Annotated in this window: 12 protein-coding genes and 1 pseudogene; 12 read left to right on the top strand and 1 reads right to left on the bottom strand. The window is 64.8% G+C overall.

Going from position 1 to position 14,864, the window contains the following annotated elements:
• The first annotated feature begins 19 nt into the window (after positions 1–19).
• The 10 genes from argC (at position 20) to QM797_RS18350 (ending at position 11,983) form a co-directional block, all read left to right on the top strand.
• Positions 20–1,075, top strand: a complete 1,056-nt coding sequence (gene argC, locus QM797_RS18395; RefSeq protein ID WP_283277118.1) for an N-acetyl-gamma-glutamyl-phosphate reductase — start codon at positions 20–22, stop codon at positions 1,073–1,075.
• The gene (argJ, locus tag QM797_RS18390) at positions 1,072–2,310 is read left to right on the top strand and encodes a bifunctional glutamate N-acetyltransferase/amino-acid acetyltransferase ArgJ (protein ID WP_283277117.1); all 1,239 of its coding nucleotides are present in this window, start codon (positions 1,072–1,074) and stop codon (positions 2,308–2,310) included. Before argC ends, argJ begins: the two co-directional genes overlap by 4 nt.
• A complete protein-coding gene (gene argB / locus QM797_RS18385) occupies positions 2,307–3,221 on the top strand; it encodes an acetylglutamate kinase (protein ID WP_283277116.1) in 915 nt (304 codons plus the stop codon). Before argJ ends, argB begins: the two co-directional genes overlap by 4 nt.
• Positions 3,218–4,423, top strand: a complete 1,206-nt coding sequence (locus QM797_RS18380; protein WP_283277115.1) for an acetylornithine transaminase — start codon at positions 3,218–3,220, stop codon at positions 4,421–4,423. Before argB ends, QM797_RS18380 begins: the two co-directional genes overlap by 4 nt.
• On the top strand, positions 4,420–5,355 hold the full coding sequence (gene argF, locus QM797_RS18375; RefSeq protein ID WP_283277114.1) for an ornithine carbamoyltransferase: 936 nt from the start codon (positions 4,420–4,422) through the stop codon (positions 5,353–5,355). Before QM797_RS18380 ends, argF begins: the two co-directional genes overlap by 4 nt.
• Positions 5,352–5,867 carry an arginine repressor gene (locus QM797_RS18370; protein WP_057476212.1) on the top strand — a complete coding sequence of 172 codons (516 nt, stop codon included), beginning with the start codon at positions 5,352–5,354 and terminating at the stop codon, positions 5,865–5,867. Before argF ends, QM797_RS18370 begins: the two co-directional genes overlap by 4 nt.
• 51 nt (positions 5,868–5,918) lie before the next feature.
• Positions 5,919–7,118, top strand: a complete 1,200-nt coding sequence (locus tag QM797_RS18365; RefSeq protein WP_283277113.1) for an argininosuccinate synthase — start codon at positions 5,919–5,921, stop codon at positions 7,116–7,118.
• Positions 7,115–8,563, top strand: coding sequence for an argininosuccinate lyase (gene argH / locus QM797_RS18360; protein WP_283277112.1), 1,449 nt, complete (start codon positions 7,115–7,117; stop codon positions 8,561–8,563). The genes QM797_RS18365 and argH overlap by 4 nt, the downstream gene beginning before the upstream one ends.
• Before the next feature lie 105 nt (positions 8,564–8,668).
• Positions 8,669–11,689: an AMP-binding protein gene (locus QM797_RS18355; protein WP_283277110.1), complete on the top strand. Its 3,021-nt coding sequence runs from the start codon at positions 8,669–8,671 to the stop codon at positions 11,687–11,689.
• Between the two features lie 87 nt (positions 11,690–11,776).
• On the top strand, positions 11,777–11,983 hold the full coding sequence (locus QM797_RS18350) for a Trm112 family protein (protein ID WP_032378947.1): 207 nt from the start codon (positions 11,777–11,779) through the stop codon (positions 11,981–11,983).
• Positions 11,984–11,996: 13 nt separating this feature from the next.
• On the opposite strand, the pseudogene QM797_RS18345 reads toward QM797_RS18350, so the two are convergent.
• Positions 11,997–12,387: pseudogene (locus tag QM797_RS18345) on the bottom strand (ABC transporter permease); the annotation flags it as partial.
• Positions 12,388–12,493: 106 nt separating this feature from the next.
• Between QM797_RS18345 and QM797_RS18340 the strand changes: the two are divergent.
• Together QM797_RS18340 and tyrS are read left to right on the top strand one after the other, a co-directional pair.
• Positions 12,494–13,147: a DNA-3-methyladenine glycosylase gene (locus tag QM797_RS18340; RefSeq protein ID WP_283277234.1), complete on the top strand. Its 654-nt coding sequence runs from the start codon at positions 12,494–12,496 to the stop codon at positions 13,145–13,147.
• A 38-nt stretch (positions 13,148–13,185) separates the two neighbouring features.
• Entirely contained in the window at positions 13,186–14,460 is a 1,275-nt protein-coding gene (gene tyrS, locus QM797_RS18335) for a tyrosine--tRNA ligase (protein WP_283277108.1), read from the top strand.
• The last annotated feature ends 404 nt before the right edge of the window (positions 14,461–14,864 follow it).

Here is a 14,864-nt window from a genome sequence, read left to right as displayed (position 1 = left end):
ATGCTGCATAATAAACCGCATGACTATTTCGGAGGCCGTGCCGAGGCGCATTGCGGTAGCGGGCGCAAGCGGGTACGCCGGCGGTGAAATTCTTCGGCTTCTGCTCGGGCACCCGGCGGTGCGCGACGGTTCGCTGGTCATCGGTTCGCTGACGGCCGGCGGCAATGCCGGCTCCACGCTCGGAGAGTTCCATCCGCATCTGTTGCCGCTGGCCGACCGAGTTCTCGGTCCGACCACCGTCGAGGAGCTGGCCGGCCACGATGTCGTGTTCCTCGGGCTCCCGCACGGCAAGTCCGCCGAGCTTGCACTTGCGCTGCCCGAGTCGGTGGTGATCATCGATTGCGGTGCCGACTTCCGTCTTACCGACGGTGCTGCCTGGGAGAAGTACTACAAGAGTCCGCATGCAGGCAGCTGGCCGTACGGCCTGCCGGAGCTGCCGGGCCTCCGAGATCGGTTGGTCGGTGCGACCCGCATCGCGGTTCCCGGGTGCTATCCGACGGTGTCGTCTCTCGCGCTCGCGCCGGCCGTCGCCGCCGGCATCATCGAGCCGCGGGTCAATATCGTTGCAGTGAGCGGTACATCGGGTGCCGGTCGAGCTCCCAAGGCAGACCTCTTGGGCTCGGAGGTGATGGGTTCGGTTCGGGCGTACGCAGTGGCGGGTGCCCACCGACACACGCCGGAGATCGTGCAGAATCTGTCGGCCGTTGCCGGGAGCGCGGTTGCGGTGTCGTTCACGCCGGTTCTCGCGCCCATGCCCCGCGGAATTCTGGCCACCTGTACCGCGATCACCACTGCCACTGCCGAGCAGGCGGTCGAGGTATACGAAAAGGCTTACGCTGCAGAACCCTTCGTACACGTGCTTCCCGCCGGCCGCCTTCCTCAGACCGGTTCGGTGATCGGGTCGAACGCCGTACAGATGAGCGTGTCGGTCGATGCCGACGCAGGCCTCCTCGTCGTCATTGCGGCCATCGACAACTTGGCCAAGGGAACGGCGGGAGCCGCCGTTCAATCCATGAATCTTGCATTGGGAATCACCGAGACCGATGGTCTCTCTACCGTAGGAGTAGCGCCATGAGCAGCGTTCGGAGCGAGGCGGAGTCCACCGGCACGGCTGCGGGAAAGCTGGTCCGCACACAAGGTGTCACCTCGCCTGCCGGGTTCCGCGCGGCTGGAATTCCCGCCGGCATCAAAGTAAGTGGCAGGTCGGATCTGGCCCTGGTGTTCAACGAAGGACCCGACTTCGCGGCAGCGGGTGTGTTCACCCGCAACAAGGTCAAGGCCGCTCCGGTGCTGTGGTCCCAGCAGGTGCTCTCCACCGGCCGGCTGCGTGCGGTGATTCTCAACTCCGGTGGTGCCAACGCCTGCACGGGTGCGCCCGGGTTCCAGGATGCGCATCGTACGGCCGAGGAAGTTGCGTCCGCACTGAGCAATTGGGGTTCGGAGACCGGGGCCATCGAGGTTGCCGTGTGCTCGACGGGCCTCATCGGTGATCGGCTGCCGATGGACAAGCTGCTGCCCGGTGTGACCGAGGTGGTGCACGAACTCGCAGGCGGCATTTCGGGTGGTACCGATGCGGCGTACGCGATCATGACCACCGACACCGTGCCGAAGCAGGCGGCGATTCATCACGCCGACAAGTGGAACGTGGGCGGTATGGCCAAGGGTGCTGGCATGCTGGCACCCTCGCTGGCCACGATGCTCAGTGTCATCACCACCGATGCGGTCGCCACCGCGGAACAGCTCGACAAGGCCCTGCGTGCGGCCACTCGGCTGTCCTACGATCGGCTCGATGTCGACGGCGCGTCCTCGACCAACGACACGGTGCTCCTGATGTCGTCCGGGGCCAGTGGAGTGGCACCGTCTCAGGACGACCTCGACGCCGCGGTCCTGGCGGTGTGCGACGACTTGGCCGATCAGATGATGGCCGACGCCGAGGGCGTGACCAAGCGAGTGAAGATCACCGTGTCGGGTGCGATGTCGGAGGACGAGGCCCTGATCGGCGCACGGACCGTTGCCAGGGACAGCTTGACCAAGACGGCGCTGTTCGGTTCGGACCCGAACTGGGGACGGGTGCTCGCTGCGATCGGTATCGCGCCGATCGAACTCGATCCGGATCGAATTGCGGTGTCGTTCAACGGCAATCCCGTGTGCATCGACGGCGTCGGCGCGCCGGGTGCTCGTGAGGTCGACCTGTCGGGTGTCGATATCGCCGTGACCATAGACCTCGGTCTCGGTTCCGGTTCGGCCACCATTCGAACCACCGACCTTTCGCACGCGTACGTCGAAGAGAATTCGGCGTATTCGTCATGACCTCGGCAGACCTGCAGTTGACGGCCGCGCAGAAGGCGTTCACGCTCGCCGAGGCTCTGCCCTGGTTGCAACGATTCTCGGGTAAGACCGTCGTGGTGAAGTACGGCGGAAACGCCATGATCGACGATGACCTCAAACGTGCGTTCGCCGCCGACATGGTGTTCCTGCGTACCGTCGGAATCCATCCCGTCGTCGTACACGGTGGTGGCCCGCAGATTTCGGCAATGCTCACCAGGCTCGGGTTGACGGGCGAGTTCCGCGGCGGATTCCGCGTCACGACGCCCGAGGTCATGGACGTCGTGCGAATGGTGCTGTTCGGGCAGGTCGGCCGTGAACTCGTCGGCTTGATCAACAGTCATGGGCCGTATGCCGTCGGCATCTCCGGCGAGGACGCGCACCTGTTCACGGCTACCCGGCGAACCGTGCTCGTCGACGGCGACCAGACCGACATCGGTCTGGTAGGCGACGTCACCTCGGTAGATCCGACGGCGATCTTCGATCTCATTGCGGCCGGACGTATTCCGGTGGTGTCCACCATCGCTCCCGACCGAGACGGCGTGGTGCACAACATCAACGCCGACACCGCAGCCGCCGCACTGGCGAGTGCTATCGGTGCCGAAAAACTGGTCGTGCTCACCGACGTCGAGGGTCTTTACACCGCGTGGCCGGATCGCACCTCGCTAACGTCCGAGATCGATGCGTCCGCGCTCGATGCGTTATTGCCCTCCCTCGACGCCGGGATGGTGCCGAAGATGGAAGCGTGCCTGCGCGCCGTTCGAGCAGGTGTGCCGACTGCACATGTCATCGACGGGCGCGTCGAACATTCGGTTCTGGTGGAACTGTTCACCGGCCAGGGGATCGGCACCATGGTCACCCCCGATCACTCTTCTACGTCAGGAGTCACGCCATGACCGGCACGGAGTCCACGCTCGATCTTCAACAGCGGTGGTCGAATTCGCTGATGGACAACTACGGTGTGCCGCGCGTGGCGCTCGTGCGCGGTGACGGTGCAGTGGTGACCGATGCCGACGGCAAGCAGTACCTCGACCTTCTCGCCGGTATCGCCGTGAACATCCTCGGCCACGCCCATCCGGCGGTGATCGAGGCGGTCAACACGCAGCTGTCCACCCTGGGACACACCTCGAATCTGTATGCGACAGAACCCGGTATCGCGTTGGCCGAGCAATTGCTCGCTCACCTCGGTGCCGGGGCCACCGGGCGAGTGTTCCTGTGCAACTCGGGAACCGAGGCCAACGAGGCAGCGTTCAAGATCGCTCGCCTGACCGGTCGTCCCAACATCGTGGCAGCCGAGAAGTCCTTCCATGGGCGGACGATGGGAGCTCTTGCACTCACCGGACAAGCCGACAAGCGGACTCCGTTCGAGCCGATGCCCGCGGGCGTGCAGCACGTGCCGTACGGCGATGTGGCCGCACTCGAAGCAGTCGTCGATTCCGATACCGCCGCGGTGTTTCTCGAACCCATCATGGGTGAGGGCGGTGTGGTGGTACCGCCCGAGGGTTACCTCCTTGCTGCGCGTGAGATCACCGCGAAACATGGTGCACTGCTGGTGCTCGACGAGGTGCAGACCGGCATCGGTCGAACGGGCTGGTTCTATGCCCATCAGTCGGTCGGCATCGTGCCCGACGTGATCACGCTCGCGAAGGGCCTGGGCGGTGGCCTTCCCATCGGTGCGTGCATCGGTATCGGAGCGGCGGGGGAACTGCTGCATCCGGGTAAGCACGGCACCACGTTCGGTGGTAATCCCGTGTGTGCCGCTGCCGCGTTGGCGGTGTTGCGCACCATCGCCGCCGAGGATCTCCTCTCTCACGCCGACAGCATCGGTAAGACCATCGCTCACTCCATCGAGGCCCTCGAACACCCTCTCGTCAGCCATGTCCGGGGATCGGGGCTCCTCCTGGGAGTTGTGCTCACCGCTGCGATCGCGCCGGCGGCCGAGGCGGCCGCGCGAGACGCAGGCTTTCTTCTCAACGCGGCACAGCCGGACGTGCTCCGCCTTGCACCACCACTGATCATCACCGAAGAACAAGCCGCGTCGTTCGTTACGGCATTGCCGGCAATTCTCGACGCAGCACAGGAGGCTCATCAGCCATGACCGTTCAGCACTTCCTCCGGGACGACGACGTCACCCCACAGCAGCAGGGTGAGATCCTCGCTCTGGCCGCCGAACTCAAGCGGGCACCTTTCTCGAAGCGCCCGCTCGAAGGCCCGAAGGGTATCGGCGTCATCTTCGAAAAGAACTCCACCCGGACGCGCTTCTCCTTCGAGTTGGGCATCGCGCAACTGGGCGGGCATGCCGTCGTGGTCACCGGAAGCGACACCCAACTCGGTCGTGAAGAGACGCTGCAGGACACCGGCCGGGTGCTCTCGCGTTACGTCGAGGCCGTCGTGTGGCGCACCTTCGGGCAGAAGCGGCTCGAGCAGATGGCAACCGGCGCAACAATTCCCATCGTGAACGCCCTGTCGAACGAATTCCACCCGTGCCAGGTACTCGCCGATCTGCAGACCCTGATCGAGCACAAAGGGAACCTGAAGGGGCGCACGTTGGCATATTTCGGTGACGGTGCCAACAACATGGCGCACTCGCTGCTCATCGGCGGAGTGACGGCCGGGCTGAACGTCAGGATCGCCGCGCCCAGGGAGTTCGCGCCGCTCGGATACGTCCTCGACGCCGCCCGTGCGCGCGCCGAGGAAACCGGGGCCACCATCACCATCACCGAGGATCCGGCCGAGGCCGCTGCCGGTGCCGACGCGCTGGTCACCGACACCTGGACGTCGATGGGCCAGGAGAACGACGGTCTCGATCGTGTCGCCCCTTTCCGGCCGTATCGAATCGACTCCGATCTCCTGTCCAAGGCCAAGTCCGATGCTGTGGTGCTGCACTGCCTCCCCGCCCATCGGGGCGAGGAGATCACCGACGAGGTGCTCGACGGTCCGCAGAGCGTCGTGTGGGACGAGGCCGAGAACCGTCTGCACGCGCAGAAGGCTCTGCTGGTCTGGCTCCTCGAACAGGCCCAGCGACCATGAGCGAGGACGTCAGTGCGATGCCGTTGACCGCGTCGACTCGGGCGGGCAGGCAGGCGCGGATCATCGCGTTGCTGGCCACGCATCAGGTGCGCAGTCAACCGCAGCTGGCGTCGTTGCTCGCGGCCGAGGGGATCGACACCACTCAGGCCACGCTCTCGCGGGATCTCGAGGAATTGGGTGCGGTGAAACTGCGCGCCCCGGACGGCGGAGTGGGCGTGTACGTCGTGCCGGAGGACGGCAGCCCGGTCCGCGGGGTGTCCGGTGGCACCGACCGCCTCCTGAAGTTGCTGGGGGAGTTGTTGGTGTCCACCGATCACAGCGGAAACCAGGCCGTGCTCCGAACACCGCCCGGCGCTGCGCACTACCTGGCCAGCGCTCTGGATCGTGCTGCGATGCCCGAGATCGTCGGGACCATTGCAGGTGACGACACGATTCTCTTGATAGCCCGCGAGCCACATACCGGTGGCGAGGTCGCGGACAAGATCGAAAAGCTTGCTCGACGCGGTAACTGAGATCCGGCTACCCATCATGCGCAACAAGAACAACGAAGGAGCTTGAACACCATGGCCGAACGCGTCATCCTCGCCTATTCCGGCGGACTCGACACCTCTGTCGCCATCAGCTGGATCGGGCGGGAGACCGGCAAGGAGGTCGTCGCGGTCGCCATCGATCTGGGCCAGGGCGGCGAAGACATGGAGATCGTACGTCAGCGCGCACTCGATTGCGGCGCAGTCGAATCCGTCGTTGTCGACGCCAGGAACGAGTTCGCCGACGAATACTGCCTACCGACGGTGCAGTCCAACGCGCTCTACATGGACCGGTATCCGCTGGTGTCGGCCATCAGCCGTCCGTTGATTGTCAAGCACCTCGTCGAGAACGCGCGGGCGCACGGCGGAACCGTTGTTGCACACGGGTGTACAGGCAAGGGCAACGATCAGGTTCGGTTCGAGGTCGGCTTCAACACTCTCGCCCCCGAGCTCGAGGTGCTGGCGCCTGTCCGCGACTACGCCTGGACCCGCGAGAAGGCGATCAAGTTCGCCGAAGAGAACGACATCCCGATCAACGTGACCACCAAGTCGCCGTTCTCGATCGACCAGAACGTCTGGGGTCGTGCGGTCGAAACCGGCTTCCTCGAAGATCTGTGGAACGCGCCGACCAAGGATGTCTACGACTACACCCAGGATCCGACGGTCAATTTCCAGGCCCCGGACGAGCTGATCGTCTCGTTCGACAAAGGTCGTCCCGTCGCGATCGACGGCCGTCCGGTCTCGGTACTCGAAGCGATTCAAGAGCTCAACTCTCGGGCGGGCGCGCAGGGTGTCGGCCGGTTGGACGTCGTCGAGGATCGGCTCGTCGGCATCAAGAGTCGTGAGATCTACGAGGCTCCGGGCGCCATGGTGCTCATCCGCGCGCACGAGGAGCTCGAGCACGTGACCCTCGAGCGCGAACTGGGCCGCTACAAGCGCCACACCGATCAGAAGTGGGCCGAGCTGGTCTACGACGGACTGTGGTACTCCCCGCTCAAGGGTGCTCTCGACACGTTCGTGCAGCACACGCAGGAGCATGTGTCCGGCGACATCCGTCTGGTGCTGCACGCCGGGGGCATCATCGTCAACGGCCGTCGTAGTGGCGAGTCGCTGTACGACTTCAATCTCGCTACCTACGACGAGGGCGACACGTTCGACCAGTCCGCGGCCAAGGGATTCGTTCAGCTGCACGGCCTGTCCTCGAAGATCGCAGCGAAGCGGGACCTGGGCCTGTGACAACCTCGGACAGCGCACACGGAACCAACGAAGGTTCGCTCTGGGGCGGCAGGTTCGCATCCGGACCGGCCGCCGCGATGGCGGCTCTGAGCAAGTCGACGCACTTCGACTGGGTACTCGCGCCCTACGACATCCGAGCATCGATGGCGCATGCCCGCGTGCTGAACGGTGCCGGATTGCTCACCCCACAGGACCTCGAGACCATGCTCGACGGTTTGCAACGCCTTGCCGACGACGTCGACTCGGGTGCCTTCGCGGCGGCCGAGACCGACGAAGACGTGCACGGCGCTCTCGAGCGCGGTCTCATCGATCGCGTCGGACCCGAGGTCGGTGGACGGCTGCGTGCAGGCCGATCACGAAACGACCAGGTGGCGACGCTGTTCCGAATGTGGCTGCGCGATGCGGTCCGCCGGGTCTCGGTCGGGGTTCTCGATGTGGTCGACGCTCTGGCAACTCAGGCCGCGGCGCACCCGACGGCCGTCATGCCGGGCAAGACTCATTCGCAGGCCGCGCAGCCGGTGCTACTCGCGCATCATCTGCTCGCGCACACTCATCCGCTGTTGCGCGACGTGCAGCGGTTTGCCGACTTCGACAAACGAGCGGCGGTGTCGCCGTACGGTTCCGGTGCGCTCGCCGGTTCGTCGCTCGGGCTCAGTCCGGAGAAGATCGCGGCCGAGCTCGGGTTCGAGTCGTCCGCCGAGAACTCGATCGACGCCACGTCCTCGCGTGACTTCGCAGCAGAAGCGGCGTTCGTACTGGCGATGACGGCCGTGGATCTGTCGCGGTTCGCCGAGGAGGTCATCTCGTGGAGCACCCCTGAGTACGGATACGTGACCCTGGCCGACGCGTGGTCGACGGGTAGCTCGATCATGCCGCAGAAGAAGAATCCGGACGTCGCGGAGCTGACTCGTGGCAAGACCGGCCGCCTGATCGGAAACCTGACCGGCCTGTTGGCCACGCTCAAGGCTCAACCGTTGGCCTACAACCGGGATCTCCAGGAAGACAAGGAGCCGGTGTTCGATTCGGTGGCGCAGCTGGAGCTGTTGCTCCCGGCACTCACCGGATTGACGGCGACGCTCGAGTTCCACACCGAACGCATGGCCGAGCTGGCTCCGGCCGGATTCACGCTCGCCACCGATATCGCCGAGTGGATGGTACGACAGGGGATTGCCTTCCGGGTGGCCCACGAGGCAGCTGGAGCCTGCGTCCGGGCGGCGGAAGCACGGGGCGTGGGACTGGCCGATCTGACCGATGACGAACTCGCCGCCATCGATCCAGCGCTCACTCCGGATGTTCGCGAGGTGCTCACGGTGGAGGGTTCGATTTCGTCGCGTGATGCTCGCGGCGGCACCGCCGCTGTGCAGGTGGCGCATCAGCTCGGGGGCGTACGGGCGACGGCGTCGACGCTGCGTGCGTGGGCCGAGGAACCGGTGTTGCAACACTAGGCGAGCAAGGGACATCCACGCCGGTTTCCTTGAGTGTGATGTGAGAAGCTTTCGTCACGCGAAGACCGATGCCGGTCGTTCCGTCGGGCCGAACGCAGGAGTGTATTGGTGGGACTGAATGCAGATGCCGTACGTGGACCACTGCGGCGTGCCATCGCCACGGCCCAGAACGGTCTCGAGGTCATTCGTCTCGGTGGCCTCGAAACCGAGGTGGACCCGTCGCCGTTTCGGGTGATGGACCGCGAGCCCATGTATCGGTTGCGCCGGTACTTCCCCGACGACGTACCCGCGGACAGCCCTCCTGTTGTGCTGATTCCGCCGATGATGGTGTCGGCGGATGTCTACGACGTCACGACCGAGCAGGGTGCGGCCGGAATTCTGCACGGGATGGGCCTGGATCCATGGGTGGTCGATTTCGGTTCGCCCGATACCGAAGAGGGCGGGTGGAGCCGTACTCTCGCCGATCACGTCGTGGCGATCAGCGAGGTCGTCGACAAGGTGCACGAGCACACCGGGCGAGACGTCCATCTCGGTGGATACTCGCAGGGCGGGATGTTCTGCTACCAGGCTGCTGCCTATCGGGGTGGACGAAACCTGGCCAGCCTCATCACGTTCGGGGCTCCCGTCGACACATTGGCCGGTCTGCCGCTGGGAATCCCGGCCGGCGTGGCCACCCGGGGCGCAGAGTTTCTCGCCGATCACGTCTTCACCCGGCTGGCCGTCTCGGGCTGGATGGCTCGGACGGGATTTCAGCTTCTCGATCCGGCGAAAACCGTCCGATCCCGCCTGGATTTCCTGCGGCAGTTGCACGACCGTGAGGCATTGTTGCCGCGCGAGCCGCAGCGACGCTTTCTGGCGATGGACGGGTGGGTGGCATGGTCCGGCCCAGCCGTGGCGGAGTTGCTGAAGCAGTTCGTCGTGCACAACCGCATGATGACCGGCGGGTTCGTCATCAAGGACAGATTGTTGACTCTGGCCGAACTGACGGTGCCGGTGCTTGCCTTCGTCGGAGAGGTCGACGACATCGGTCAGCCCTTGGCCGTACGCGGCATCCAGCGAGCGGCGCCGCGCGCACAGGTATTCGAGACCACCTTGCGCGCAGGTCATTTCGGCCTTGTCGTCGGCAGTACAGCCGCTGCACAGACGTGGCCGACGACGGGCAATTGGATTCGGTGGCGGGAGGATCTCGGACCGAAGCCGGAGGCTGTCCGCGTGATGGAGCGCGAGGACCACAGCGACACCGACAGCGGAGTGTCGATCACCAATCGACTGATCCACACGGCGGCCTCCATTGCCGAGGTGGGCGTCGGGGTCGGCCGGGGGCTGGCATCGGCAGCGACCGGCGCGGTACGAGGTACCCGTGAAATTTCGTCCGAGGCCGTGCGTACGCTGCCGCGGCTCGCCCGCCTCGGGCAGATGCAGCCGCACAGTCGAGTCTCGTTGGGCCGCTTGATCGCCGAACAGGGGCGCAAGTCCCCGAACGGTGAGTGCTTCCTCTTCGACGACCGTGTGCACACCTATGACGCGGTGAACGTACGCATCGACAATGTCGTTCGCGGTCTGATCAGTGTCGGGGTGCGCCCTGCGTCTCGCATCGGAGTGCTGATGGAGACGCGCCCCAGTGCGTTGGCCGCCATGGCTGCACTGTCGCGGATCGGGGCGGTGCCGGTTCTGCTGCAGCCGGGCAGCGACCTGACTGCAGCGCTGCGGACGGTCGATGTCGACACCGTGATCACAGATCCCGAGAACGTCGCAGCCGCAGTGCCGGTGACACCGAATGTTCTGGTACTCGGTGGCGGTGAGACGCGTCGACTCGAGATACCGAACGGATACGAGGTGACCGATCTCGAGGCCATCGATCCCGACGGTGTGCGCCTGCCTCAGTGGTACGAGCCCGATCCGGGACGCGCTCGAGAATTGGCCATGATCCTGTTCACGACGACCGATCGTGGCCTGGAACCCCGGTACATCACCAATCACCGTTGGGCGCTCTCGGCCTTCGGCACCGCGACCACGGCTGCGCTCGGCCCTGGCGATACCGTGTATTGCCTTGCCCCGCTACATCATTCGGCGGGAATTCTGGTCACGATCGGTGGTGCGCTCGCGGGTGGGTCGCGGATTGCGCTCTCCCGTGGTCTCGACCCCGAGCGATTCAGCGAAGAGGTCTACCGCTACGGCGTGACCGTGGTCAGTTACACGTGGACGATGATGCGGCAGATCCTCGACGACGGTCGTTTCCCAGTAGATTCCGGTCATCCGGTTCGCCTGTTCATCGGCTCCGGTATGCCGGTCGGACTGTGGCGCCGCACGCTGGCTCGGTTCAGCCCTGCTCGGGTGCTCGAGTTCTACGCATCGACCGAGAACGACGTCATTCTGGCCAACGTGGCCGGATCGAAGATCGGCTCGAAAGGCCGCCCCCTGCCCGGCAGTGCCCGGGTTGCCCTTGCGGCCTACGACCCGATCACCGGCCGACTCGAAGAGGACGACGACGGTTTCGTTCGGCAATGCCGCGACGACGAGATCGGGCTGCTCTTGGGCCGACCGAGTGGCGAGGGCGAAGCGACCAGCCATGTGATGCGCGGTGTTTTCGAGCCCACGGACGCATGGATTCCCACCGAGAATCTCTTCCGACGCGATTCCGACGGAGACTACTGGCTGATCGACCGCAAGGACACCGTCGTGCGGTCGGCGTGCGGCCCGGTCTACACCCAGCCCATCGTCGATGCTGTCGGCGATCTCGACCAGGTGGATTCGGCTGTGGTCTACGGTGTACACGTCACTGCCGATCGTCCACGGTCGGTTCGTGTCGACGCGGCTGCCACCGAGGTTGCTGTCTGCGCCATCTCGCTGCAACCCGAAGCAGTGATCACCGCTCGTGCGTTGACGGACACGCTCGGTGCGCTGCTTCCGGCCGAGCGTCCGGCGATCGTGCACGTAGTGTCCGAAATCCCGGTGGGCCGCGCCTATCGGCCCAATGCGACGGCGCTGAAGGAAGCGGGTATCCCGACGCCCAGTGCCCGGTCGTGGTTTTACGACTCGGAGTCGAACAGTTACCGACGTTTGACCAAAGCTGTTGTTGCCGAGCGGTTTGTCGGTAGGGACGCGGCAGCCGAAAAGTCATCCTGAGATTGCGGCCTGCAGGACGAAAGTCGGGTTCGGTAGCGTGGTCGAGTACATCACTCCGACTCGGTCGGAGCAGAACGAAGGACACTTGTGGCAATCGATTCGACACTGCTTTCCATCCTCGCGTGCCCGGTGGACAAGGGCTCGCTGTTGCTGGTCGAGGGCGAACTGCTCTACAACCCTCGACTGCGTCGCGCATATCCGATAGAGAACGGCATCCCGGTGCTGCTCGCCGACGACGCGCGTGATGTCGACGACGCCGAGCACGAGTCGATTCTGGCCCGCGCCACTTCCTAGGCCGCCCGGTCGCTCACGGGGTTCGTCGACGTAGTGTCGCGGCCGCCCCGGTCAGAGCGGCAACGGTGAACGCCACGACCACAGCGATATCGGTCCCCATGCGCCCGGTGACGTTTGGTGGCGGGATATCTCCCGCAGAGCGTCCACCAGGTAGGTCAACGGCAGAACGTTGCTGACTGCGCTCAACCAGCTCGGCATCTGACTGCGACAGCGCACGCGAGCAGGGCTCGTCCCACCGCGGCGAGCGAGTACGCGGAGCCGTAGGTCGCCAGCAGCTCCAGCTTGGACATCGGCGTCATCAGCAGGCGTTCGAGCGTTCCCGAGGTTTGTTCGCGCTGCATATAGATCGACGTGATCAGAAACATGACGACGAACGGCAGGATGCCGAGCATCGTGATCGCGAGTTACCTCGACAGCATGTTGCCCGGTGAACGCCATGTCGGCCTCCAGACTTCATCGGATGTCGAAGTCATAGCCCCGTCGGCGCGTCGTGGTCGAGGGCGCAGCATCATGGGACGGGTGAACGTCGCTGACTTGGAAAGCGGAGAGCCGGACGATGCAGCCCGACGCATTCTCGGGGGAACCGTCCACGCAGGCGAGGTGTCTCTGCGCATCGTGGAAGTAGAGGCATACGGCGGTCCACTCGATGGTCCGTGGCCCGACCCGGCGGCGCATTCCTTCCGTGGTTCGACACCCCGCAACGAGGTGATGTTCGGGCCGGCGGGCCGGCTGTACGTGTACCTGAGTTATGGCCTGCATTTGTGCATGAACGTCAGCTGCGGTCCCGACGGGACGGCCGCCGCCGTGTTACTCCGTGCGGGTGAAGTGGTGGCCGGTCATGACATCGTCGAGAGCAGGCGCCCCGGCCGCAGTCCACGGTCTGCACGGGTGGAGGCCGGCTGGGCCCGTGGGCCGGGCAATCTCGGTCGAGCCTTGGGCGTCGCGCTGGCGGACAACGGAACGGAACTGTTCGACGCCTCGGCCGCTGTCACCCTTCGGATACTCGAGCACCCGCTGCCGGACCAGGCTGTCGCGTCTGGCCCACGCGTCGGGGTGAGTCTGGCAGCCGATCGACCGTGGCGCTTCTGGATCCGTGGATCTTCGGCGGTATCGAGCTACAAACGCAGTCCGCGCGCTGCTGCGCCCGGTGGCCCACGGGCCTGACCGACGGGTCGATCCGTCCATGCGGGAAGATCGACGTCGTGAGTGAGAACATCATCGACGAAATGACCTGGCGCGGGCTGATTGCGCAGTCCACCGATGTGGACGCGCTGAGGGAAGCGACGTCCGAGGGTCCGATCACGCTGTATTCCGGTTTCGATCCGACTGGTCCGTCGCTGCACGCAGGGCACTTGGTGCCGTTGCTCGCTCTCAAGCGGTTTCAGCGGGCCGGACATCGGCCGATCATTCTCGCCGGCGGTGCGACGGGACTGATCGGTGACCCTCGCGACGTGGGGGAGCGGACCATGAATTCTCCCGAGGTCGTCACCGAGTGGGCCTCGCGTATCCGTGGTCAGCTCGAACGGTTCGTCGACTTGGACGAAAGCCCTACGGGTGCGGTGGTGGTGAACAATTTGTCGTGGACGGGCGAGCTGTCCGCCATCGATTTTCTACGCGACATCGGCAAGCATTTCTCGGTCAACGTGATGCTCGCCCGCGAGACGGTCAAGAACAGGCTCGAGAGCGACGGAATGTCGTACACCGAGTTCAGCTACATGCTGCTGCAGGCGAACGACTACGTGCAGCTTCGCCGCCAGTACGGCTGCAGCCTCCAGATCGGTGGCTCCGATCAGTGGGGAAACATCATCGCCGGGGTGGAACTGAACCGGCGACAGGACGCCGAGTCGGTCCACGCCATGACGGTTCCCCTGGTCACGTCCGCCGATGGCAAGAAGTTCGGCAAATCCACCGGAGGCGGCAGCCTGTGGCTCGACCCGGAGATGACGAGCCCGTACGCCTGGTACCAGTACTTCGTGAATACCGGTGATGCGGACGTAGTGAAGTACTTGCGCTGGTTCACGTTCCTGCCGAAGGACGAGTTGGCAGAACTCGAGTTGGCGACCACCGAGCGTCCGCACGCGCGCGAAGCGCAGAAGCGCCTGGCCGCCGAGATGACCACACTCGTTCACGGTGAAGCGGCGACGCGATCGGTCGAACTCGCCAGCCAGGCGCTCTTCGGACGGGCCGAACTGACGGAACTCGACGAAAAGACGCTCGCCGCCGCGCTACAGGAAGCGTCCGTGGCGGACATCGAAGCAGGTGCACCGAACACCATCGTCGATCTGCTCGTCGCTACGGGGTTGAGCGAGAGCAAGGGCGCTGCCCGACGCGCGGTCAAGGAGGGCGGCGCATCGGTCAACAACGTCAAGATTTCCGACGAGGACTGGACGCCCACCGCGGACGATCTTCTGCACGGACGGTGGCTTGTGGTCCGACGCGGAAAGCGGAACTTCGCAGGCGCGCGGGTCTCTAGCTAGCTTCGCTTGTTGTCAGTGGCCGGAGTCACATCCATGTAATTTGGTTACTACGCCCGTCAGGTGGGTAGTCGATCGGTTGCGACCAGGCTGTTCACACAATTCGCGTGCGAACGACCTGGGGATTTGACGCGTTGTTGCCCGGGGCGTAACTTTGTCCAGGTCAGAGCGACACGGACGCCAGCCCAGACCGCGAGGCCTGAGCAACGCGGAGTTCGCTCGGCACAATGAAGGTAGTTGAACCGCAAGGTTGGACTCCTTCATAGATGAGAAGCCAGTTTGACTGTGCTCGATCATCTGATCTAAGCTGGAACGGTTGCCCCGGACACCCACGAGCTTCAGCTCGGAGGTGAATGGTGTGTGCGTGTTCTTTGAGAACTCAACAGTGTGTCGATGAATGTCAGTGC

The organism is Rhodococcus sp. IEGM 1381 (assembly GCF_030056795.1).
Classification (GTDB): Bacteria; Actinomycetota; Actinomycetes; order Mycobacteriales; family Mycobacteriaceae; genus Rhodococcoides.
This window is presented reverse-complemented; position numbering and strand designations above follow the sequence as displayed.

Excerpts from the sequence above, each read along its gene's own strand:
- argJ (WP_283277117.1), top strand. The coding sequence starts at position 1,072 with ATGAGCAGCGTTCGGAGCGAGGCGGAGTCCACCGGCACGGCTGCGGGA.
- QM797_RS18370 (WP_057476212.1), top strand. The coding sequence starts at position 5,352 with ATGAGCGAGGACGTCAGTGCGATGCCGTTGACCGCGTCGACTCGGGCG.
- argB (WP_283277116.1), top strand. The coding sequence starts at position 2,307 with ATGACCTCGGCAGACCTGCAGTTGACGGCCGCGCAGAAGGCGTTCACG.
- QM797_RS18380 (WP_283277115.1), top strand. The coding sequence starts at position 3,218 with ATGACCGGCACGGAGTCCACGCTCGATCTTCAACAGCGGTGGTCGAAT.
- argF (WP_283277114.1), top strand. The coding sequence starts at position 4,420 with ATGACCGTTCAGCACTTCCTCCGGGACGACGACGTCACCCCACAGCAG.
- argC (WP_283277118.1), top strand. The coding sequence starts at position 20 with ATGACTATTTCGGAGGCCGTGCCGAGGCGCATTGCGGTAGCGGGCGCA.
- QM797_RS18340 (WP_283277234.1), top strand. The coding sequence starts at position 12,494 with ATGGGACGGGTGAACGTCGCTGACTTGGAAAGCGGAGAGCCGGACGAT.
- QM797_RS18365 (WP_283277113.1), top strand. The coding sequence starts at position 5,919 with ATGGCCGAACGCGTCATCCTCGCCTATTCCGGCGGACTCGACACCTCT.